Source organism: Streptomyces sp. NPDC021562 (genome assembly GCF_040640875.1).
GTDB lineage: Bacteria > Actinomycetota > Actinomycetes > Streptomycetales > Streptomycetaceae > Streptomyces.
This window is the reverse complement of sequence record NZ_JBFACN010000020.1, coordinates 1-22201: the sequence shown is the minus strand read 5'-3', so window position 1 is coordinate 22201 and position 22201 is coordinate 1. Positions and strand designations below refer to the sequence as shown.

Annotated in this window: 19 protein-coding genes; 10 read left to right on the top strand and 9 right to left on the bottom strand. The window is 71.9% G+C overall.

Features of this window, described 5'->3' with window-relative positions:
* Positions 1–8 precede the first annotated feature (8 nt).
* From AB0G52_RS28250 to AB0G52_RS28235, 4 genes are read left to right on the top strand one after another with little or no spacing between them, the layout of a single operon-like run.
* The gene (locus tag AB0G52_RS28250; protein ID WP_361339885.1) at positions 9–2480 is read left to right on the top strand and encodes a transglycosylase domain-containing protein; all 2472 of its coding nucleotides are present in this window, start codon (positions 9–11) and stop codon (positions 2478–2480) included.
* Between the two features lie 9 nt (positions 2481–2489).
* Positions 2490–3143, top strand: a complete 654-nt coding sequence (locus tag AB0G52_RS28245; RefSeq protein WP_132889941.1) for a response regulator transcription factor — start codon at positions 2490–2492, stop codon at positions 3141–3143.
* The gene (locus tag AB0G52_RS28240) at positions 3134–4402 is read left to right on the top strand and encodes a HAMP domain-containing sensor histidine kinase (protein WP_361339882.1); all 1269 of its coding nucleotides are present in this window, start codon (positions 3134–3136) and stop codon (positions 4400–4402) included. The genes AB0G52_RS28245 and AB0G52_RS28240 overlap by 10 nt, the downstream gene beginning before the upstream one ends.
* A gap of 38 nt (positions 4403–4440) precedes the next feature.
* On the top strand, positions 4441–5715 hold the full coding sequence (locus tag AB0G52_RS28235; protein WP_361339879.1) for a hypothetical protein: 1275 nt from the start codon (positions 4441–4443) through the stop codon (positions 5713–5715).
* Between the two features lie 179 nt (positions 5716–5894).
* Here the strand turns inward: AB0G52_RS28235 and AB0G52_RS28230 are convergent, their stop codons facing one another.
* The 5 genes from AB0G52_RS28230 to AB0G52_RS28210 are packed head-to-tail and all read right to left on the bottom strand — an operon-like array spanning position 5895 to position 11370.
* Positions 5895–6641 (bottom strand): response regulator transcription factor, encoded by a 747-nt coding sequence (locus tag AB0G52_RS28230; RefSeq protein WP_132889938.1) that lies wholly within the window; start codon positions 6639–6641, stop codon positions 5895–5897.
* A 56-nt stretch (positions 6642–6697) separates the two neighbouring features.
* Complete coding sequence (locus AB0G52_RS28225) at positions 6698–9349, bottom strand: FtsX-like permease family protein (RefSeq protein WP_132889937.1); 2652 nt, start codon at positions 9347–9349, stop codon at positions 6698–6700.
* Positions 9346–10008: an ABC transporter ATP-binding protein gene (locus AB0G52_RS28220; RefSeq protein WP_132889936.1), complete on the bottom strand. Its 663-nt coding sequence runs from the start codon at positions 10006–10008 to the stop codon at positions 9346–9348. Before AB0G52_RS28220 ends, AB0G52_RS28225 begins: the two co-directional genes overlap by 4 nt.
* The gene (locus AB0G52_RS28215; protein ID WP_132889935.1) at positions 9995–10729 is read right to left on the bottom strand and encodes an ABC transporter ATP-binding protein; all 735 of its coding nucleotides are present in this window, start codon (positions 10727–10729) and stop codon (positions 9995–9997) included. Before AB0G52_RS28215 ends, AB0G52_RS28220 begins: the two co-directional genes overlap by 14 nt.
* A gap of 5 nt (positions 10730–10734) precedes the next feature.
* Positions 10735–11370 (bottom strand): hypothetical protein, encoded by a 636-nt coding sequence (locus tag AB0G52_RS28210; protein ID WP_132889934.1) that lies wholly within the window; start codon positions 11368–11370, stop codon positions 10735–10737.
* 153 nt (positions 11371–11523) lie between these two features.
* Between AB0G52_RS28210 and AB0G52_RS28205 the strand changes: the two genes are divergently transcribed.
* A complete protein-coding gene (locus tag AB0G52_RS28205) occupies positions 11524–12846 on the top strand; it encodes a HAMP domain-containing sensor histidine kinase (protein WP_132889933.1) in 1323 nt (440 codons plus the stop codon).
* 54 nt (positions 12847–12900) lie between these two features.
* Here AB0G52_RS28205 and AB0G52_RS28200 read toward each other — a convergent pair whose 3' ends face one another.
* The 3 genes from AB0G52_RS28200 to AB0G52_RS28190 all read right to left on the bottom strand — a co-directional run bounded on the left by AB0G52_RS28200 (position 12901) and on the right by AB0G52_RS28190 (position 15810).
* The gene (locus AB0G52_RS28200; RefSeq protein WP_361339874.1) at positions 12901–13995 is read right to left on the bottom strand and encodes an ABC transporter substrate-binding protein; all 1095 of its coding nucleotides are present in this window, start codon (positions 13993–13995) and stop codon (positions 12901–12903) included.
* 76 nt (positions 13996–14071) lie between these two features.
* Complete coding sequence (locus AB0G52_RS28195; protein ID WP_361339871.1) at positions 14072–14953, bottom strand: ABC transporter permease; 882 nt, start codon at positions 14951–14953, stop codon at positions 14072–14074.
* Positions 14950–15810, bottom strand: coding sequence for an ABC transporter ATP-binding protein (locus AB0G52_RS28190; RefSeq protein WP_361339869.1), 861 nt, complete (start codon positions 15808–15810; stop codon positions 14950–14952). Before AB0G52_RS28190 ends, AB0G52_RS28195 begins: the two co-directional genes overlap by 4 nt.
* Positions 15811–16068: 258 nt before the next feature.
* On the opposite strand from AB0G52_RS28190, the gene AB0G52_RS28185 reads away from it, so the two are divergent.
* The 4 genes from AB0G52_RS28185 (at position 16069) to AB0G52_RS28170 (ending at position 19580) form a co-directional block, all read left to right on the top strand.
* Complete coding sequence (locus tag AB0G52_RS28185) at positions 16069–17763, top strand: sensor histidine kinase (RefSeq protein ID WP_361339866.1); 1695 nt, start codon at positions 16069–16071, stop codon at positions 17761–17763.
* Positions 17760–18449: a response regulator gene (locus tag AB0G52_RS28180; RefSeq protein WP_132889928.1), complete on the top strand. Its 690-nt coding sequence runs from the start codon at positions 17760–17762 to the stop codon at positions 18447–18449. The genes AB0G52_RS28185 and AB0G52_RS28180 overlap by 4 nt, the downstream gene beginning before the upstream one ends.
* A gap of 95 nt (positions 18450–18544) precedes the next feature.
* Positions 18545–19057, top strand: coding sequence for a tetratricopeptide repeat protein (locus AB0G52_RS28175; protein ID WP_207921769.1), 513 nt, complete (start codon positions 18545–18547; stop codon positions 19055–19057).
* A gap of 106 nt (positions 19058–19163) precedes the next feature.
* Positions 19164–19580 (top strand): KUP/HAK/KT family potassium transporter, encoded by a 417-nt coding sequence (locus AB0G52_RS28170; RefSeq protein WP_361339862.1) that lies wholly within the window; start codon positions 19164–19166, stop codon positions 19578–19580.
* Between the two features lie 29 nt (positions 19581–19609).
* Here the strand turns inward: AB0G52_RS28170 and AB0G52_RS28165 are convergent, their stop codons facing one another.
* The gene (locus tag AB0G52_RS28165; protein ID WP_361339859.1) at positions 19610–20500 is read right to left on the bottom strand and encodes a LysR family transcriptional regulator; all 891 of its coding nucleotides are present in this window, start codon (positions 20498–20500) and stop codon (positions 19610–19612) included.
* A gap of 70 nt (positions 20501–20570) precedes the next feature.
* Between AB0G52_RS28165 and AB0G52_RS28160 the strand changes: the two genes are divergently transcribed.
* On the top strand, positions 20571–21785 hold the full coding sequence (locus AB0G52_RS28160; RefSeq protein WP_361339856.1) for an MFS transporter: 1215 nt from the start codon (positions 20571–20573) through the stop codon (positions 21783–21785).
* The last annotated feature ends 416 nt before the right edge of the window (positions 21786–22201 follow it).

The window sequence follows — 22201 nt, the reverse complement described above, 5'->3', positions numbered from 1 at the left end:
TGGCGAGAATGAGCGAACACCGGCGCCGACCGTCGGGGCGGACCGCACCGCCCGGCCCCGACGCCCCGCACCACGGCGGCCGGGCCGCGGCGCGCCGGGCCGCGCGGTCCGGGGAGGGGCGCGCCCGCCGAGCCGCCGGCACGCGGCACGCGGACGCCGGACACCCCCGTCGACGGAGCCTGATCGACTACCCGCGGGCCGGCCGGCGCGGTCTCCGGCGGTGGCTGCCGTCGTGGAAGCTGGTGTCGGGCACCTTCCTGCTGTTCGCCGCCGGCCTGCTGGGCCTGTTCGGCTACGCCTACGCCACGACGACCATTCCCAGCGCGAACCCCAGCACCCAGGCGCAGAGCAACACCTACTACTGGTCGGACGGCTCGGTGATGACCACCCAGGGGGCGACCAACCGGCAGAACGTCGACCTCGCCCAGGTGCCGAAGCTGGTGCAGTGGGACTTCCTCGCCGCGGAGAACGCCACCTTCTACACCGATCCGGGCGTCGACACGCGGGGCATGCTCCGCGCCGTCTACCACATGGCCACGGGCGGCGAGGTGCAGTCGGGGTCCACCATCACCCAGCAGTTCGTGAAGAACACCTACCTCAGCCAGGACCAGTCGGTCACCCGCAAGCTCAGGGAGATCATGATCTCCCTGAAGATCGGCGGCCAGCTGTCCAAGCAGCAGATACTGCAGGGCTACCTCAACACCTGCTACTACGGCCGGGACGCCTACGGCATCGAGGCCGCCGCCCGCACCTACTACCACGTGCACGCCTTCCAGCTGAACGTCAGCCAGGGGGCCTTCATCGCCGCCACGGTCAACGAGCCGAGCCTGCTGATGCACGCCGACACCGACCCGCAGGCCAAGGCCCAGGCCAAGGCGCGCTGGACGTACGTGCTGGACCGGATGGCCAAGATCCACAAGATCACCGCCGCCCAGGAGCAGCAGTACCTCGCGGCGGGGTTCCCCACGCCCAAGCCGTACGCGCCGTCGGCGGGCATGGCCGGGCAGACCGGGTACCTGGTGCAGGCCGCGGAGAAGTACGTCGAGGCCCACACGTCCCTCACGGACCAGCAGCTGGGCCACGGCGGCTACCAGATCTACACCACCTTCGACAAGAAGAAGGTGGGCGCCCTGTCGGCGTCCGTCGCGGCGATGGAGCGGAAGCATCTCGACCCGAAGCACCGCACGGCCGACAAGGACGTCCAGGTCGGCGCGGCGTCGATCGATCCGTCCACCGGCGCGCTCGTCGCGCTGTACGGAGGGCCCGGCTGGAACAAGGGGCACTGGACGGACAACGCCGACGCGACCGGCGTCCCGGTCGGCTCCACCTTCAAACCCCTCGACCTGGCCGCCGCCCTCGACCACGGCGCCGTCCTCTCACCCGGGCAGCCGGCCTCGCCCATCACCCCGGACTCGAAGTTCGACGGCGACGACGGCATCACCATCAAGAACCAGCAGGGCCAGGAGCTGCCGGACGCGAAGGACCCCACGGGACTCCTGCACCAGCGCAACGACGTCACCACGAAGTGGGGCTACATCACCCTGCGCAAGGCGATGGAGCAGTCGGTCAACACCCCGTACGTCCAGCTCGGCGAGTACGTCGGCTACGACGCCGTGGAGGCCGAGGCCCTGAAGGCGGGACTTTTGCGCCCGAGCCTCCAGTACGACACCCCGGGCTTCTACATCGGTACGTCCACCCCGTCGGCGATCCGCATGGCGGACGCGTACGCCACCTTCGACGACGGCGGAGTCCAGCACGAGCCGTACTCGGTGACCAAGGTCGTCGCCGACGGCCGGCAGCTGCCCGGCTTCGACAAGCCCAAGGGCACCATGGCCATGCCCGCCTCGACCGCCGACACCGTCACCGACGTCCTGCGGGACGTCGTCAAGAACGGCACCGGCACCAACGCCCAGGCCCTGGGCCGCCCGGCGGCCGGCAAGACGGGTACCACCGACGACTACAAGTCCGCCTGGTTCATCGGCTACACCCCACAGCTCACCACGGCCGTGAGCATGTTCAAGGAGGACCCGAAGAACGCCGGCCTCCAGTCCATGCAGGGCGTCGGTGGCTACGCCAAGGTCTTCGGCGCCGACATGCCCACCGAGGTATGGACCGGCTACATGACCGCCGCCCTCCGGGGACAGCCCGTCCAGGAGTTCCCGCCCGCACCCGCGCTCGGCCAGTCCACGGACGAGTACGGCGCACCCTCGCCCACGCCCTCCGCCACCGTGGCCCCGAGCACACCCCCGGCGACCCCGACCGCGCCTCCCACCCCGACCCCCACCACCGCACCGTGCCGCGGGCACGGAAGGCACTGCGTCAGCCCGAGCCCCACCGACACCACGGGAAGCGGCGGCGCTACCGGGGGCGGTACCGGCGGCGGCCTGTTCGGCGGCACGACCGGCGGCACGACCGGCGGCACCTCACCCTCACCCGCGCCGACGAGCACCACACCGGTGCCGGGACGCGGCCGCGGTTAGGGCCTGCCCATGGCTTTCATCGTGGTGTGCGAGGACGACGCGGCGGTCCGTGACGTCCTCAAGCGCGCGCTCGAGCACGACGGCCACACGATCGCCGTCACCGCCACCGCGGACGGCCTGCTGCGCCGGCTCGACCCGGCCCCTGACCTGGTCGTCCTGGATCTGGGGCTGCCGGACGCCGACGGCCGCGACGTCTGCCTGGCGCTGCGCTCGCGCGGCGTCGACGCCCCGGTGCTGATGCTCACCGCGCTGGACGGCATGCACCACAAGGTAGGGGGGTTCGAGGCGGGAGCCGACGACTACATGACGAAACCGTTCGACATCCCGGAGCTGCTGGTGCGGGTCCGCGCCCTGCTGCGCAGGACGACCGCGACGACCCCGCCGAGGGGCGTCGTCCTCGATCCCGCGAAACACGTCGTGACCTACGGTTCTACGAGCGAGAGCCTGACGCCGACCGAGTTCCGGCTGCTGGGCAGGCTCATCGCCGCACAGGGTGACGCGGTACGCCGGCACGCCCTCGTCGCCGCGGGGTGGCCGCACGGCGCGCAGGTCAGCGACAACACCCTGGACTCCTTCGTCCGCCGGCTGCGGACCAAACTCGGTGCGCTGGGCGTGGCCGACCGCCTGGCGACGGTCCGCGGGGTGGGCTACCGATGGGAGTGACGGGCTTTCGCGGCAGGGTCGTCGCGCTCGCGGTGCTGATCGCGACAGCGGTCGTCGCGGTCCTGGTGGTGGTCTCCCACGTGCTGCTGAGCCGGGTGACCGACGCCGACGCGAACGCCCTGGCGCACACCCGTGCCGAAGCGGCGGCGGCGAACGTGGCCGTCCGCGGTGGCCGCGTCGTGCTGATCGAGGGCGGCAACGAAGCACTGGACACGGTCTCGTGGGTGTATGCCGACGGGCACCTCATCGACGGAATCGTGCCGCCCGGTGTGCTCGAACGCGTCGACGCGCTGGTCGGCTCCGGGCAGTCCCGGACCACCACGGTCGGCAGTGATCTGCTGTACGCCAAGCCGATCCGCCAGGGAAGCCACCACGTCATGGTGGTCGTGCGGGTCGACCTGACACCGTACGAGACGTCGGAGCAGCGCAGCCTGACGATGTCGCTCATCCTGGGCGGCATCGCGATCCTGCTCGCCGGTGTCGTCGCGCGCCTCGTGGTGGGCCGCGCGCTGCGGGTGGTCCACGACATGGCCGCGCTCGCCGACGACTGGGGCGAGCACGAACCCGGGCGCCGCTTCGACCTCGGCGTGCCCCGGGACGAGTTCGGGGAGCTCGGACGGACACTCGACCGCCTGCTCGACCGCGTGGACAACGCGCTCGCGGACGAGCGCCGGCTCACCGACGAGATCGCCCACGAACTGCGGACGCCCCTGACGGCCCTGCGGGGCGAGGCACAGCTGGCGCAGCTCTCCGGTCAGCAGGTGGCACCCCAGGCCGTGCTGACCGAGGTGGACCGCCTGAACACGGCGATCACCGCGATCCTCGGTGCCGCCCGGACCCGGATCGACGGAGGTACCCGCTGCGATCTCCGGGCGGCGGCGCGAAAGGCCGTCGCCGGCCGGTCCATCGAACTCGCCGTCCCGGCCGACGTCGACGTCGCCGTGGCCACCGAACTCGTCGTGGCCGTGTTGTCACCCCTGCTGGAGAACGGCCTGCGGCACGCGAACTCGCGCGTCTGGGTCACGGGGCGCGTGCAGCCCCAGGGTGTCGTGATCGACGTCCTCGACGACGGCCCGGGGTTCGACCCGGCGGAGGTCGACCGGGTCTTCGAAGCGGGCGTGACCGGCGGCGACGGACACGGACTGGGACTGGCCGTGGTCAAGCGGCTCGCAGCGTCCGCCGGAGTGGCGGTCCGTGCGATCGCGGCCGGTCACGGTCGCGTCGAGGTGACCTTCCCCACACCGGAGGCGGCCGCGTAGTCAGGTTGTGTGCAGGTTCGCCACACCAACCTCATTGCATGACAACGACGAGCGAAGCCCGCACGCACCGCAGCGGGCGGCTGATGCTGAACAAGGTTCCCGAGGTCACCGTCTGGTTCTGGGTGATCAAGATCCTGTGCACGACCGTCGGTGAGAGTTTCGCCGACTGGATCAACATGAAACTGGGCGTCGGCCTGGTGAGCACGGCCTGGATCTTCACCGCGGTGTTCGTCGTGGTCCTCGCCGTCCAGCTGCGGCTGAAGCGGTACGTACCGTTCCCGTACTGGCTGACCGTGGTCGTCGTCAGTGTCACGGGCACGCTGTACACCGACATCCTGACCGACCAGCTCAACGTGCCGCTGTGGATCAGCACCGTGGTGTTCTCGGTCCTGCTCGCCGTGGTCTTCGGCGCGTGGTGGCTGCGCGAGCGCACCCTCTCGATCCACTCGGTCAACACCCTGCCGCGTGAGTCGTTCTACTGGCTCACCGTTCTCGTCACCTTCGCCCTCGGCACCGCGACCGGCGACTGGACCCTGGAGCTCACCGGCTGGAGCCCGGGAGTCTCGGTCCTGCTGCCGCTCGGCCTCATCGCGGCGATCACGCTGCTGTGGAAGTTCGGCGCGAACCCGGTGCTGTCCTTCTGGCTCGCCTACATCCTGACCCGCCCGCTGGGCGCCAACATCGGCGACTGGCTCGCCTCCCCGAAGGTCGCCGCGCCGGGCGAGCCGACCGGCCTGGCCATGGGCACCTTCACCACCAGCCTGATCTTCCTCGGCCTGATCCTGGCGACCGTCGTCTACCTGACGGTGACCCGCTCCGACGTGACCGAGACCTACGACGCCACGCACACCCCGGGCACCACCTCCGACCCGCGGCGGGAGCGCGTCGCGCTGGCGGGCTTCGGCCTCCTCGCCGTCGCCACGGTCGGCCTGCTGGTCTGGGCGCACGGCCGGCCGCACGTCGGACCGGCGCCGGAGACCGACGCCACCTCCACCGTCCACCTCGCCCCCGGCCAGGCCGTGAAGAAGTTCCCGGCCAAGAAGGTCGACGCGCTGCGGGCCCTCGCCACGACCTCGCTCAAGGACGCGCAGTCGGGGAACGCGAGCGGCGCCCACGCGGCCGCCCAGTCGCTGCGCGACCTCTGGGACGCCGACCAGGCCACGTTGCAGCCGCTGGACAACACCGGCTGGACGTTCCTCGACGCCCAGATGGACCAGGTCCTGAAGACCTTCGGCATCGACCACCCGAACCCGCCGATGCCCCCGGCCCGCCAGGAGGCCGAACTGCGCACCCTCCTCACGGACATGCGCTGACGGACCTGATCGGCGGCGACTTCACCGGAGTCGCCGCCGATCACGCCCCGATGGGCAGTCGACACGCCCGCCCGTGAGTCCTTATACCGGCTCGCCGCCGGACCCCGGGCTGCTTGCCCGCCGCTCGGCGTTGTGAACCGCGGGGGCACTCGCCGTACCGCGGCTCCGCGGACGCGTGCTCAGTCCGGCGGACCGGGCTGCTGTTCCAACCGATACCCGTGCCCCCGCAACGTGGTGATCCGCGGCAGCCGGGCCGGCCGCCCACCCGTCTGTGCCGCCTCGGTGAGTCCCCGGCGCAGGCCCGCCAACGTCACGTCCAGGGTCTTGGTGGAGCCGTACCAGTTCTCGTCCCACACCTCGGCCATCAGCGTCTCGCGCGAGACCGCCTCGCCGGCCCGCGCGGCCAGCACCGCGAGCAGGTCGAACTCCTTGGCGCGCAGCGGGACGTCGACGCCCAGCAGGACGCAGCGCCGGGCCGTCACGTCGACGACCAGATCGCCCAGCCGCACCGGCTCCCGGGCCGGCACGGCCACCGTGTGGCGTCTGAGGTGGGCCCGCAGCCGGGCGAGCAGCACGGTCAGGCTGAACGGCTTGACCAGGTAGTCGTCGGCACCGGCGTCCAGCCCAGCGATGATGTCGATGTCGTCCGTCCGTGCCGTCAGCACGACGATCAGCAGGTCGGGGAGGCGGGCGCGCAGTTGCCGGGCGACGTCCAGGCCGTCCATGTCCGGCAGCCCCAGGTCCAGCAGCAGGACCTCGTACGGTGCCCGCCCGGCCTCCGCCAGTGCGCCCGCTCCGGTGCGGCACCACGTCGGGGCGTAGTCGTGGCCGCGCAGGCCGGTTTCCAGGTGGCGGCCGATGGTGTCGTCGTCCTCGACGACGAGGACGCGCAGTCGGCTGCGGTCCGGTGCGGCGGGCGTGCGCATGGTCGACAGCTTAGGAGCCGCCGGGACGAGGGGCTCGTCACGGGTGCGGGCCGGGTTCACAGGTCGCGGAGCTCCTCCACGGCGGGGCGGTGGCTGCCACGGATGCCGTTGAGGGCCGCTGCCAGGATCGCGGCGACGGCGGCTGCCCCGGTGAGTGCCAGGTAGGCAGCGGGGACCGACAGGGCCGCGGGGGGCGGATCGAAGACGCCGGTCAGGACCTTGACCAGCATCTCCGACAGGGCCCAGCCGATGAGGGCGCCTCCGGCGAGGCCGGCGACGGCCAGCAACAGGGCCTCGGAGAGGACCATGCCGCGCAGGTGGCGTGGTCGCGCGCCGAGGACGGTGGCGATGGCGAAGGTCCGGCGGCGTTCGGCGAGTCCGAGGGCGAGGACCAGGCCGCCGGCCCCGGCGGCGAGCAGGACGGCGAAGGCGAGCTCGATGCGGGTGAGGCCGGCCAGGTCGACGGAGGTCAGGCTGGTGCCGACGGTGCCGCGGGTCTGGGTGAGGTCGGTGACGGTGGCCCGGGTACCGAGCTGTCCCCGCAGGTGGGCGGCGATCCGCTGCTGGTTCGTGCCGCCGGTGTCGAGGAGGAAGGCGCCGACCGAGTCGTCGCCGGTGACCTGGGCGATGTAGGCGGCGTTGGCGACGAAGAAGCTGTCCTTGGGGGCGGTGGGGAACTCCTTGGCGATGCCGGCGTAGTGGAAGGGGACCGTGCGCAGGGACTTGGTGCGCGTGTCCTGGATGCGCAGGTTGACGGTGTCTCCGGGGGAGAGCTGGAAGTCGTTCACGGTCTCGACACTGACCAGGAGATTGTCCGGGCGCTGGGCGAGGCGGCGCATCAGCTGGTCGGCGGTGCCGCCGGCGAAGTAGGCGTCCTGCAGCGAGGTGGCCTTGGCGACGCTGTCCGGTCGGACGCCGTAGAGGTCCTGGAGGTCGGAGCCGACGTAGGCGAAGCGGTGCTGGAGGGGTTCGACGTGCCGTACGCCGGAGACCTTCAGTGCTGCTCCGGCCGCGGGCGGTACCTGGGCGCCGGGAGGTTCGGTGACGGTGACGTCGGCGCCGTTGGTCAGCCGGGCGTCGACCTCGGCCTGCTGGTGGTAGGTGGCGTTGAAGACGGCGGTGGAGATCGCGAAGGAGACGGCGAGGGCGAGCAGGACCACCGACCGGGCGAACGGGCGGCGGCGCCGGGCCAGGACGGCGGCGGTGGTGCCGGCCAGGGTCGCGGTCAGCGGCCGGACCACCCGGGCCAGCGCCGGCCGGCCGTGGGTGAGGGAGAGCAGGACGAGACGCCACAGCAGCAGGGCCGCGCCGATCCACAGCAGGGCGGGGCCGAGAAAGGCCCAGTACGACACGGAGATGCTGGGGACGCCCTCCGGGGCGAGGACGAGTGCGTACTGGTTGCCCGAGGAGGCACGGAAGACGAGCCACGAGCCGATCAGCAGGGCGAAGTCCAGGCCGTAGCGCATCCACCAGGGTGACCGGGAGCGTCGGGCGTCCTCCTGCTTGCGGGTGTCGGCGACGGTCACCGTGCGCAGGTCCCGCAGGGCCGGGACGAGGACCGCACCCGCGGCCACCGCGGCCCCGAGCACGAAGGCGACGCCGTACCACACGTACCAACTGCCGGCGCTCGCCCCGAAGGAGGCCGTGCCGAAGGCGAGACAGCCGGTGAGGGCGGCGATGCCCAGCCCGGCCAGACCTCCGGCCAGACCGATCAGGGCGGCCTCCAGACCGGCGAGTGCGGTGATCTGGCCGGGCCGCAGACCGCGCAGCCGCAGCAGTCCCTGCTCCTGACGGCGCCGTTCGCCGCCGGCCGAGGCGACCGCCGCCGTCAGCGTGGCGGCCAGCACCGCGCCCGGCACACCGAGGAAGAGGAAGAGGATCTGGGCGTACAGGGCGTCCTGGCGGGCCGAGTCGAGAGCCGCGCCGATGTTGTTGCCGACCAGGGCCGTACCGGCGGAGCGGGCTTCGAGGTTGTGGGCGGCTCCGGTGACGGCGGAGTACGCGGCGGCCGGGTCGGAGGGCAACCGGGTGTTGTCGCGGGCGGCGTGGATCTGGGTGGTGACGCCGGTGGCGCCGCGGGTGAGGGCGGCGAACCGGGTGGCGGGCAGGAGGACGACGTTGTCCGGGGGCGCGGTCGGCTGGGACTGGCTGGGGGCTCCGACGGTCTGGAAGAGGGAGTCGGCCTGCGGCAGGTCGACCACACCGTCCACCTTCACCTGGCGCAGACCGGCACCGGGGAACTGGACACTGATGGTGTCGCCGGGGGCCGCGTGCAGGTTGGAGGCGGTCTGCTGGGCCAGCAGGACTCCGGTGGACGAGCCGGAGAGCGTGCGCATGGCGTCGGGGAACCGGGCGCGGTAGCCGTCAGGAAGGCCGAGGGCCATGCCGGGGCCGGTGGCCTGGGTGCTGCCCTGCACGCGGGCGGTGAAGCCGCTGGTGTGCGCGAAGCCGACGGGCAGGGCGGTGCGGGTGCCCGGGGTCCCGGCCACCAGGGACAGGACCGTACGCGGATCGGCGCCCGGCTGCGCCTGCACCTGCCAGTCCACGGCGACCGAGCGCACGGCACGCTGGGTCATCGTCGCCTTCGACGCGGTGAGGAAGGAGCCGAGCGCGGCGACCAGGGCGACCGCGAGCGCGACGCCGGTCAGGGCGGCCAGCAGCCGTCCGGTGCGGTGGCGGGCCAGTCCGCTCGCCCAGGTGGTGATCACGGCACCTCCTCGGGTGCGAGCAGGCGTCCCTCGCGCATGCTCCGGCGGACGGTGAGCCGGGCGGCGACGGCCGGGTCGTGGGTGGTGACGACGAGGGCCGCGCCGGTGTGGTCGGCGGCCGTCAGGAGGGCGTCCAGGACGTGGCCGCCGGTGGAGTGGTCGAGGCGTCCGGTGGGTTCGTCGGCGAGGATCAGGCGGGGCTCCTGGGCCAGGACCCGGGCGACGGCCACCCGCTGGGCCTGACCGCCGGAGATCTCCTCGGGGAGCCGGTCGGCCAGGTCGGCGGCGTCCACCAGGGCGAGTGCCGCGAGCGCGCACAGTCGCGCCTCGCCCTCCGGACGATCGGTGAGGACCAGGGGCAGAGCGGTGTTCTCCACCACGTTCAGGGCGGGTATCAGGCTGTCGCCCTGGAAGACCAGGCCGATGTCGTACGGCCCGAGCGCCCTGGCCCGGGAGACGGTGCCGCTGGTGGGCTGTTCCAGCCCGGCGAGCAGGTGCAGCAGTGAGCTCTTGCCCGACCCCGAGGGGCCGACGACCGCGAGCCGGTCCCCGGCCCGGATCTCCAGGTCGGCCCCGTGCACGGCCACGACCGCCTGGGGCCCACGGCCGAAGGTCAGGGCCGCGTCCGCGCAGCTGACAAGCACCTCATCCGACGGCATCGGGTTCCTCCTCGTGATCCTGGCGCCGGGCCTCGGCGGCCTTCCCGTCCGTCAGGGTGATCACCCGGTCCGCGATACGGACCGCTTCCCGGCTGTGCGTGACGATCAGCACCGCGCACCCCTCCGCGGCCCGCTCCCGCAGCATCGACAGGACCAACTGCTCGGTCGCGCCGTCGAGTTCACCGGTCGGTTCGTCGGCGAGCAGGACGGCGGGCGAGTTGGCCAGCGCGACGGCGAGCCCGGCCCGCGCCAGCTCTCCGCCGGACAGCCGGCGCGGCAGGGCGTGCGCCCGGTCGGCGAGTCCCACCCGGGCCAGCAGTTCGCCGGCCGGGACGGGGGCCCTGCGGCCCCGCGCCCGCTGCGGCAGCCGGACGTTGTCGCGCACGCTGAGGTGCGGCAGCAGGTTGCGGGTCTGGAGCAGGACGCCGATGTGCCGGGCCCGCAGCCGGGCCCGCTCGGTCTCGGGCCGATGGCTGATCCGTACGCCGTCGACGCGGACCTCGCCGCCGGAGGGCTCGTCGAGTCCGGCAAGGCACGCCAGCAGGGTCGACTTGCCGGCCCCGGACGGACCCACGACCGCGACCGTCTCGCCACGACGCACCCTCAGCGACACGCCGCGCAGCGCGAGTGTCTCCTCCTCGCCGGCCCGGTAGAAGCGGTACAGCTCGCGGGCCGTGAGGACGTCGTCGGCGACGCCGCCCGTCCGTGTGCTGTCGGACATGGTGCTCACTGCCAGGTGAAGGAGTCGCTGACGATGCGCCAGGGATCGACGTTGTCGGCCTTGACCGGTCCGGACAGGGTCAGGTCCACCTCGTGCCCCGCGCGGTAGAACGCGTACCGCTCGAAGGCATCCCGCACCACCTTGCCGGTGACCGGGTCCTTCGCCGAGTCGCCCTGATAGGTCAGCAGCACCACCCGGCCGGCGTGCCGGGTCACCTCGCTCACCTTGGGCGAGGAGAACTTCGGTACCTGGGAACGGAGTTGGGGTACGACCGTGTTGGTGACCGAGCCGGCCGTGGGCGTGCCGGAGGCGGAGACCGCGGTGATCTTCACGGTGTTGAGCTTGTCGGTGAACGCGGTGGTGGAGCCCTGGCTCGTACGGGCCCAGCCCTCGGGCACCTTCACGGTGAAGCCGGTGAAGGTACCGCCGGTGGGACGGTAGGAGACGTACACCTGGTTGTCGGGGATGTCGCCGGGCGGGTTGGACTCGGTGGGTGCTTGCTGCTTCTGCCCGCTGACGGTGACCGACCCGGACGCCGGGCTGCCGGAGCCGGCGCCCGACCCGGATCCGGAACAGCCGGCGGTCACCGCCGCCGCGAGGGTCAGCCCGACGACCGCGTACGCCCTGGTGTGTGCTGCCATGGCCACTGCCCTCCAGAGGAGCCTCGGACCGGACGGTCATGGCACCGACGCTAGGAGGTGGTCGGTTAACGCCCCGATGACCGAGGGTTAGACGACGGCAAAACCGTGTGGCGCAGTGCATCCGCCCAGGTGAGCGGCGCGCATGATGAGGGCATGAGACAGCGCGTGGTGCGAGTCGCCCTGACCGCCGCTCTGGTCGCCGTCGTCCTCCTCGCCGTCCCGCTGGCCCTGGCGATCAGATCGTCCCTGTACGCGGACCAGCGCGACACCTTGGAACGTGCGGCCCTGGCCGCGGCCGTACGGGTGAGCCCGGACTTCGTGACCGGCGACCCGGTGGAACTGCCCGCGCCCCCGGCCGGGGGGCGTCTCGGGCTGTACGACCCCCGATGGCGACTGCGCGCGGGCACCGGCCCCCGGTCCGGCGACACCCCGGTCCGGCGAAGCCTCGGCGGTGGCATGGTACGGAGCCGGTCGGCCCAGGACCTGGTGGTGGCCGTACCCGTCTCCCACGCCGAGAAGGTGATCGGCGTCGTACGCGCCTCGTCTCCCGCGGTCGCCGTACGGGACCGGGTCGCCGTCGCCTGGCTGCTGCTGCTCGGCGTCGCCGCACTCGCGCTGACCGTCGCGGTCCTCGTCGCCCGCCGTCAGGCCCGGGTGCTGGCCGCGCCGCTGGAGGACCTCTCCCGCCACTGCCGGGCGGTGACCGAGGGCGACCTGACCGCACGGGCCGCCCGGAGCGGCCTCGCCGAGATCGACCAGGTCGCCCGCACCCACAACGAGATGCTGCACAGCCTCTCGGAACTCCTGCGCCGCGAACGTGACTTCACCGCCAACGCCTCCCACCAGCTGCGCACCCCGCTCACCGGCCTGCAACTCGCCCTTGAGGCGGGCCTCGCCCAGGACGACGACGCCCGGCTGCGGCCCGTACTGGCCGAGGCGCTGGCCACCACCCAACGCCTGCACCACACGGTGGAGGAAGTGCTGCGTCTGTCCCGCTCCGGAGTGCCGGCCCGCCCCACTGCCAGGACGATCGCCGTACGACAGCTGCTGGGGGAGACGGAGGAACGGTGGCACGGCCTCTTCGCCCAGGACGGCAGACGCCTGGAGTGCGCCACCCAGGAGACGGCGGCCGGCACCCGGGTTCCGGGCGCGTCCGTCTCGGAGCTGCTCGGGATCCTGCTGGACAACGCCCGGGTGCACGGGCACGGCACGGTTCGCCTGGCGGTGCGGGACCTGGAGGACGCCCTCGCCTTCGACGTGAGCGACGAGGGCGCCGTGACGGGCGAGCCGTCCCGGCTCTTCGACCGCGGACGCACCGGCGACGGAGCGGGAACCGGCATCGGCCTGGCCCTCGCGCGCGACCTGGCCGTCTCGCTCGGCGGCAGGCTCTTTCTGTCCAGCAGGGACCCGGCCACGTTCACCCTGCTCCTTCCTGCCGGTCAGGACGAGACTCACGGGACGGGGACAAGCGGGTGAGCATGCCGGGGCCGCCCCGGTGCTGTCACCTGGGCGGCCCTGTGCCGGTGGCGGTCAGCCGGTCGGCCCCGCCGGGGTCGTGGTGGTCTTGAAGCCCTCCGTCTTGTTGGCCTGGACGGCGAAGTCGTTGGTGAACGTCTTGCCGAGGTCCACCGAGCCCTTCACGTTGCCGACGAGCCGTTCCGTGGCCAGCGAGGTCTTCGGACCGCCGGCCGGCATGATGCCGTCGGGGAGGAACTGGCCCTTGTCCTCGGTCAGGGCGGTGATGTAGTCGGCCTTGGTCACCAGCTGGTTCGACACGAACGACGCCGGCAGCTTGTTCGCTATGTCGGCCGCGCTGTGCGTGTTGATCCAGTGCATGGTGGCCACGAGCGCGTCGACGACCTTCTGCACCGTGTCCTTGTGCGCGTCCACCCAGTCGGTGCGGGCGAGCACACTGGCCGCGGGATAGGCGCCGCCCATGGCCGCCGTGGCGCCCTGGGTGGTGGCCAGGTCGATCGCGGAGGTGCCGACACCCTTCTTCTGGATCGCGGCGACCGTCGGCTGTGTCGTCATCACACAGTCGACCTTGCCGTTCTGCAGGGCGGCGATGGCGGTGGAGCCCGCGCCGACGCCTATCCGGTGGAACTGGCTGGTCTTGACGCCCTTCTTGGCGGCCAGGAACTGGGTGAGCGTGTCGGTGCCCGAGCCCAGGTCGGTGACGCCGAGGGTCTTGCCCTTGAAGTCGGCGCCCGACGTGACGCCGGACTTCTTGGTGCACATCTCCCGCTCGCCCGGCGCGCCGGACAGCTGGACGACGTCCTCGACCGCCTTGCCCTTCGCCTGGAACTCGATGGTGTGGTTGTACCAGGCGCCGGCCATGTCGACCTGCCCCGAGGCCATGGCCTCCTCGGCGCCGACACCGCCGTCCTGCTCGGTGCTCAGCTGGACGTCGACGCCGTACTTCTTGTAGAAGCCGAGGTTCTGGGCGAGCTGGTAGGGCAGGTAGATCTGCTTGTCGATGCCGCCGACCATGAGCTTGACGGTCGGTGCGGAGCCGGAGCCGCTGCTCGCGGTGGTGCTGCCGGAGTTGCCGGAACAGGCGCTGACCGCGCCGAGGGTGAGAACGGCGAGGAGCGACGCGGCGACGGTGGCGGGTCGTCTGGACATGGCTGGCCACATTCCTTTTCTGAGGTCGAACAGGGAAGAACAGGGAAGAGCAGGGAAGAGGGAGCGACGGGTCGCGTCAGAGCGCGTTGGACGCCTCGGAGGGGGCCGGCGGACGCCAGGACAGCAGCCGGTGCTCCAGCTTGCCGATCACCCACTCGGCGCCGAGCACGATGACCGAGATGACGAGCATCGTCGCGAACACGCCGTTGGGGTCGAAGTTGTTCTGCGCGGTCTTGATGACCAGGCCGAGGCCGCTCTGCGCGCCCAGCACCTCGCCGACCAGCGCGCCGACGATGGCGAACCCGAAGGCGCTGTGCAGGCTGGCGATGATCCAGGTGAGCGCGGAGGGCACGGTGACGTGCCGGATGATCTGCGCCTGGGACGCGCCCAGCACCCTGGCGTTGGCGAGGATGTTGCGGTCGACCTCGCGCACGCCCTGGAAGGCGTTGAAGAAGACGATGAAGAACACCAGCACCGCGGCGAGCAGGATCTTCGGCAGCACCCCGATGCCGAACGCGACGATGAAGATCGAGCCGAGGACGATCCGCGGGATCGCGTTGACCATCTTGATGTAGGGGCCGAGGACGTCGGCGAGGAAGCGGCTCTGCCCCAGCGCGACACCGAAGACCACGCCGGTGACGGCCCCCACGGCGAAGCCGGCGAGCGCCTCCTGGATCGTCGTCCAGATGTTCGCGTAGAAGGATCCGAACTCGGTTCCGTGCCGGAAGAGGTCAACCAGCCGCCCGGCGATGCCCGAGGGCTGCCCGAAGAAGAACGGGTCGACGATTCCCCAGGTGGTGAAGGCCTGCCAGCCGCCGATGACGAGGACCGCGAGCCCGATGCGGCCGGCCCACACCAGGGCGGCGCGAAGCCGGCGAGCGCGTCGGGCGGCGGCCCCCGCCGAAAGCCGTGCGCCGTCCTCGGCGGGCGCGGCGGAAACTGCGGACACGGTGCTCATGCCGTACCTCCTGCGGTGCGTGCGTAGGCGCGCTCCACCTCCTCGCGCAGCGAGTCCCAGATCTGGTGCTGAAGTTCGATGAAGCGGGGCTGGAAGCGGATCTCCTGGACCGAGCCGCGCGGGCGGGGCAGGTCGATGTCGAAGACCGCCTTGACCGATCCGGGGCTGGACGTCATGACGACGACCCGGTCGGCGAGCGCCACGGCCTCGTCGAGGTCGTGGGTGATGAAGATGACCGACGGCCGGATCTGCTCCCACAGACCGAGCAGCTCGGTCGACATGATCGCCTTGGTCTGCACGTCCAGGGCGCCGAACGGCTCGTCCATGATCAGGATCCGGGGTTCGTTGATCAGCGCCGCGGCCATCGCCACGCGCTTGCGCATCCCGCCGGAGAGCTGGTGCGGGTAGCGGTCCTCGAACCCGGTGAGGCCCACCCGGCGCAGCCAGTCGCGCGCCGAGGCCTGCGCCCGCTGCTTGGGCACCCCGCGGAAGACGGGGCCCATCAGCACGTTGCCGAGCACGGTCTTCCAGGGCAGCAGCGCGTCGGCCTGGAACATGAAGCTGACGCCGTCGGTGACGCCGTCCACCTCACGGCCGCCGACCCTGACCGAGCCCTCGCTGGGCCGGTCGAGCCCGGACACCATGCCCAGCGTCGTCGACTTGCCGCAGCCGGTCGGGCCCACCACCGCGCAGAACTGGCCCGGCTCCACGGTGAACGAGACGTCCCGCAGTGCCGTGAACACCTCACCCGCAGGGGTCAGAAACCGTTTGGTGAGCCCTGAAATCTCGACTCGCGCGCTGCCCTGGCCGTCCTTCTCGGCGACCGGGCTCGGCGCGGCATCGTTGCGTGCAGCCATCGGCGGCTGTCTCCTTCCTGACCTCGGGGGTCGGACCTCGGGGGTCGAGGAAGGCAGACGCTAGGGGCCACCGGGTGTTACGTCGCTGTTTCCTCCGTATCCCGCGTTAGCCGTGTTAGCCGGACTTCTGCTCGTTCTGCTCAGTGAGCCGGGGGTGGGCAGAAGGCCGGTGCCGGGGGCACAATCACGCCACCACGGGTACGGCGCCACAGGTCGCGCCGGCAGCCCTACGACAGGCGAGAGACGCGAGGGAGACTGGTGAAACCCGTCCGTATCCCGATCGGCCGTGGCGGGAAGGGGCGGCTCTCCGCGCGGATTCTGGCCAACCAGCTGCTCATCCTGGCGCTGACCGGGCTGATCGGTTTCGTGCTGTTCGCCTTCGCCCAGCGGGGCGAGCTCGACCGTGCCTACGAGCAGCGGGCCCTGGACATCGCGCGGACCACCGCCGCCGAACCGCAGATCCGGCAGGCCATGCGGAACGGGGGCGGCGGGGACGTCGTGCAGCGGGTGGCCGAAAGGATCCGCCACGCCTCGGGCGCGTCGTACGTCGTCGTGCTCGACCTGCACGGCGTCCGCCACTCGCACCCCGACCCGGCGCTGATCGGCGTGGCGACGGGAGACCCGATCGTGGTCCTGGACGGCCGGACGCACGTGGGCACCGACCCGGGCGGGCTCGGACGCTCCGCCAACGGCAAGGCCCCGCTGTACGGACCCGACGGCAAGCTGGTCGGCGAGGTGTCCGCGGGCATCACCGAGCACCATGTGCTGGGCGAGCTGTGGCGCGAGCTGCCCACCTTCGGCCTGTACAGCGCCATCGCCGTGGCGCTCGGCTCGACAGCCGCGTTCCTGCTGGCCAGGCGGCTCAAGCGGACGACGTTCGGGCTGGAACTGGAGGAGATCGCCGGGCTGCTCCAGGACCGGGAGGCGATGCTGCACGGCATCCGCGAGGGAGTCGTCGCCTTCGACCCCGACGGCCGGATCACGGTGGTCAACGACGAGGCCCGCGACCTGCTCGGACTCGGCACGGCGCTGGGCAGCACGCTGGACGAGGCACTGCCGGACGGGCGGCTGCGCCGCGCCCTGGACGGCACCCTGGCGGGCAGCGACATCAGCGTGCTCACCGACGACCACTGCCTGGTCGTCAACCGGATGCCGGTGGCCCTGCACGGCCGGGAACTGGGCGCCGTGGTCACCGTCCGCGACCGCACCGAGCTCATCGGGCTGCTGCGCGAACTGGATTCCGTGCGTGGGCTCACCGACGCGCTGCGCGCCCAGCAGCACGAGTTCACCAACCGGATGCACACGATGGCCGGGCTGCTGGACATCGGCGACCACGACGCCGCCTACGAGTTCGCCGTCGAGACGGCCGGCGCCGAGCAGGCGCTCGCCGAATCCGTGCGGGAACGGATCGGCAACCCACTGCTCGTGGGACTGGTCGTCGCCAAGACCACGGTGGCCGCGGAACGCGGGGTGCGGATCGTCCTCAGCGACGACTCCGCCCTCGGCGGGGACCCGCCGCATCTGCGCCGGCTGCTGACCATCGTCGGCAACCTCCTGGACAACGCGATCGACGCGTCCGCGTCCGCCCCGGCCCGGCCCGGCGGCCCCGAGGTGCGGCTGTCGTTGATCGAGGCCGTCGACGTGGTCCGGGTGGAGGTGGCCGACACCGGGCCGGGCATCCCGCCGGGCGCCGCCGAGTCGATCTTCGAGGACGGCTGGTCCACCCGCCCGGACCGGGGCACCGCGCGGCGCGGCCTCGGACTCGCACTCGTCCACCGGCTGGTGCAGCGGCACGGCGGCACGATCACGGTCAGCGAGGGTCCGGGTGCGGTCTTCACCGTGGTCCTGCCCGTGCCCGACCTCGCCCCGGCCGCACCGGGCGCTCTCTTCACGGCGGGCCGGCCGGTGCCGGTCGGCGCGCCGGACGGCAGCACGGGAGGTGACCGCTGGTGATCCGGACCCTGGTGGTGGACGACGACTTCCGGGTCAGCCGCATCCACTGCGACTACGCGTCCCGCGTCAAGGGCTTCGAGGTGGTGGGACAGGCGGCGACCGTGGGCGCGGCGCTGGACGCGGTGCGCGACCTCCGTCCGGACCTGCTGCTCCTCGACATCTTCCTGCCCGACGGCAGCGGACTCGACGTGCTGCGCCGGCTGAGCGGGGACGAGGGCGGGAACCGCCCCGACGCCATCATGATCACCGCCGACCGGGACATCACCTCGGTGCGGATCGCGATGAAACTCGGCGCCGTCGGCTACCTGGTGAAACCCTTCGGCGCGCCCGACCTCGCCGAACGGCTCACCGCCTACCGCGAGCTCCAGCACCGGATGGACGCCCTCGGCGCGGTGCCGGAGACCGACCAGGCCGATGTGGACGCCCTGTTCAGCGCCGCCCGGCCGCCCGCCGTGCCCCGCGTCCCCGCCAAGGGCCACTCCGCGCCGACCCTCGCCCTGCTGCACCAGACCCTGCGCGCCGCGCACGACGACCTGTCGGCCGCGGAAGCCGCCGAACGCACCGGCGTCTCCCGCGCCACCGCCCAGCGTTATCTCTCCTACCTGGTCAAGGAGGGCATGGTCCGCCTCGAACTGCGCTACGGAGCCACCGGACGCCCCGAGCACCGCTACCGCGTGGCGCACTGACCGGCCGACGGTGACGGCAACGGCGACGGTCACCGGCGGGCGGGGCTCCGCTAGGGTGAGTCGATCTTCAGACTCGTACGCGTGGGGGCACCGCTGTGACGACCGACGTGACACCCGAACTGGCCGAGGCGATCCAGCGTGGCTACGACCGGCGCGACCGGGCGGACATGGCACCGACGATCGCCTACTTCCAGGCGCTGCTCGCCGCACACCCCGACCACCCCGTCCTCGTGTACGAGCTGGGCGGCGCCTACGACACCGCGGGACAGGAGGAGACCGCCCGCGGCCACTACGAGCGGGCGCTCGCCCTCGGCCTCGACGGCGACGTCCTGCGCCGGTGCCTGTGCCAGTACGCCAGCACCCTGAGGTGGCTGGGCGAGTTGGACGAGTCGCTGAAGGTGCTCGACCGCGCCCGCAGGGAGTTCCCCGACTCCGACTCCGTACGCGTGTTCCGCGCCCTGACGCTCAACGACGCCCGGCGGCCGGACGAGGCCGTGGCCGAACTGCTCACCGTCGTCACCGAGCACGCCGAGGTCACCGACCTCGGGCGATGGGCGGTGGGGCTGCGCGGCCTCGCCCAGTGGCTCTCCGACGGCCGCCCCGCGTAGGAAGCGCTCGGGCAACGCCCTCTGGGGCATCGTGCCGAACCCGGAACCGGCGTCCGGGGTGTGCTGAACGGGACGGGTGCACCTGACCGGTATCGTCCCGCACGACATGCCCGGCAGTCGCCCTGTGCCGCGGAGGATCGACATGGACAGCCACCGGCACCCGACCGGCTCGGACGAAGGACCATCGGCGGGGCTGTCAGGGCCTCCTGTTCCGCACCCGCAGGCCGGGGTCCGCCTCTCGCTGGTGGTCGGGGCGCTCGGGGTGGTCTTCGGCGACATCGGGACCAGCCCGATCTACACCCTCCAGACGGTGTTCGACCCGAGCGACCCGCACCCCGTGCCGGTCAGCACGGAGAGCACGCGCCGGCGGGGGCACCGAACTGGTGCTTCTGCGATGCGCGATCAGCTGCACCTTCAGCGCCTCCTGATCGGTCAGTCTGCGCACCAGCACCAGGCTCGGCTACCACACCCGGCTGGATGGACGTCTCCGTACATCCAACTGCCGCGAGCGCCCGCCTGGTAGAACCACCCCCACGTCGGTGGGGGACGTTGTCAGGGTGCTGTGGGGCCGCCGAGGGCGAGGAGGGCTTGCAGTGGCCGGGTGGGCCGGGGGACGGCGCGCCAGATCAGTGCTTTGCGGTAGGTGAGGGAGGGGCTGACCGGGACGGCGCGGATCCGGGGGTTTGCGGTGAGGGCCCGGTCGGTCCTCACGGTGAGGGAGATGCCCACTCCGGCTTCCACGAGGGCGGCGTGCAGGCCCCCGTCGTTGGTGGCGTACTGGGTGGTGAAGTCGATGCCGGCGGCGTCGAAGGCGGACTGAAGTCGTGCCCGCAGTCCACTGTCGGGGTCGTAACTGATCAGGGTCTTGCCGGACAGCAGCTCGATGGGCACGTTCTCCCGGTTTGCCAGTGGGGAGTCCGCGGGCACGACGGCCACGATCTCGTCCTCGAGCATGACCGCGCTGCGCAGGTGTTCGGCCAGGGGCTGCTGGGGCAGGGCCACTACGGCGGCGTCCAGTTCGCCTTCTTCGACGCGTGAGATGAGTCCGGCGCTGCGTCCTTCGACGAGTTGCACGGCGACGCCCGGGTACTGGCGGTGGAAGGTGCCCAGGAGTGCGGGCAGAGGGGTGTGCTCGGCCCCGTCCACGGTGCCCAGGACGAGGGTGCCGGTGACCAGGGCGGCGCGGGAGGCGAATTCGGCGGTCACTCGGTCGGCGTCGGCGAGGGTCTGGGCGGCCAGGGGGAGCAGCACCCGGCCGGCCTCGGTCAGTCGGACGCTGCGGGTGCTGCGCTCGAAGAGTGCCTCGCCGAGTTCCTTTTCCAGGGAGCGGATCTGGTGGCTGACAGCGGGCTGTGCCACTGACAGCCGTTCGGCGGCGCGGGTGAAGCTCTGCTCCTCGGCCACGGCCACGAAGACCCGCAGGGTCCTCAGTTCCACAGTCATCAACCTCATTTATCAATCGGATCAAAAACTGGTCTTTGACCTCTTGCTCGTTTATCTCCACTGTAGAGGCATGGCAGACGTGACACAGGCGCCGAAGCGCCTCGACGGGACGAAGACGAAGCCTGCAGACCCCCTTGGCCCGCCCGGGCTCAGCAAGGGGCAGGTGACGTGGATGTCGGTCGCGGCCGGCGTGAGCGTCGCCAACGTCTACTACCTGCAGCCGCTCCTGCGGCCGCTGGCCGCCTCCTTCGGTGTGTCCGACGCGCTCGCCGGACTGCTTCCGATGATCACCATGGTCGGCTACGCGGCCGGGCTGCTGCTGGTGGTGCCCGCCCTGGAAAGAACCGGACTGCACCGGCTGATGCGCTGGCTGAACGCGGCCAGGCTGATCGCCCTGGCGTTCGCTGCATCCGCCACCGACTACGCGCTGTTCGCGGCGGCATCGGTGCTGCTGGGAGCGACCAGCGTGCTGGCACAGATCCTGATGCCGGCCGCGGCGTCGCTTGCGCCGCGCGAGGCGGTGGGGCGCACGACGGCACGCATCACGGCCGGCCTCTTCGGCGGCATCGTGGGCGCCCGGGTCATCGCCGGGGCGCTCGACGGTCTCCTCGGCTGGCGTTCGGTGTATGTGCTGTCGGCGCTGATGACGCTGGTCGTGCACGTCGCGCTGCGAGGCCTGCCCGAACCGCCCGTGCGCCACGGGCTGCGCTACCGGGCCCTGCTGGCTTCGCTCCTTCCGCTCCTGCGGAGTCAGCGAGGTCTGCGCCGGGCCGCGCTGACCGCGGCCGCCGGATTCGCCGGCTTCAACGTCTTCTGGACCGCGGTGACGCTGTACGTGACCGGCCCGGCGCACCACTGGTCGACCACCAGTGCCGGACTGCTGGGCCTGGTCGGCGTCGTCGGCACCGCCACGGTCCTGGCCATCGGCCGCTTCCTCGACGGCCGTATGCGGCGACGTCTCGCGGTGGCGGCCGCGGGGACGATGGCTCTCGGCCTCCTCGTCGCCGGTGTATGGGGCCTGTCGGCCGGTGCACTCATCGTCGGGGCACTGCTGCTGGACTCCGGTGCCCGCGTGAGCAACGTCGCCAACCAGACCCACGCCCTCACACAGCATCCCGAGGCACGCGCCCGCCTCAACACCCTCTACATGACGGCCTACTTCGCGGCCGGGTCGCTCGGCTCCGCGGCAGGGGCACTGCTGTTCGCACACGGCGGCTGGACTCTCACCGCGCTGGTCGCCGCAGCCCTGGCCGCGCTGGGAGCCGCGCTCGCAGCCAGAGCATAGCGAGGGGGTGAAGGGCCTCGTCTCCGGGATGCCCACCGGCCATCCGTCTCTCCCGCACTCTCATGAGCTGCGTGTGCTCGACGCGCGGTGCACGGTGGGTACAGCGGCCGTGCGCTGACGAGCATGGACCCCTCGTCCACCGGTTCTACGGTGACGGCACAAGGCGGCGAACCCCTAGCGCCCCCTCCGGTCGATGGCACAAGGCAGTCGGCAGATCACCAAGAGTGGTCGAACTGGCAGTGTCCGGTCGGCCATGACCTGCACAAACCGGCCCGGCACCAGCCGTGGCCCCACAGAAGGAAACACATCATGAGTGATGCCAAGAAGGTCCTGACCGATCTGGTGCTGTCCGCCTCGACGGAGCACGCTCCGCTCGACGCGCCCTGGGAGGCGATCGACATCGCCGACTGGCTGCT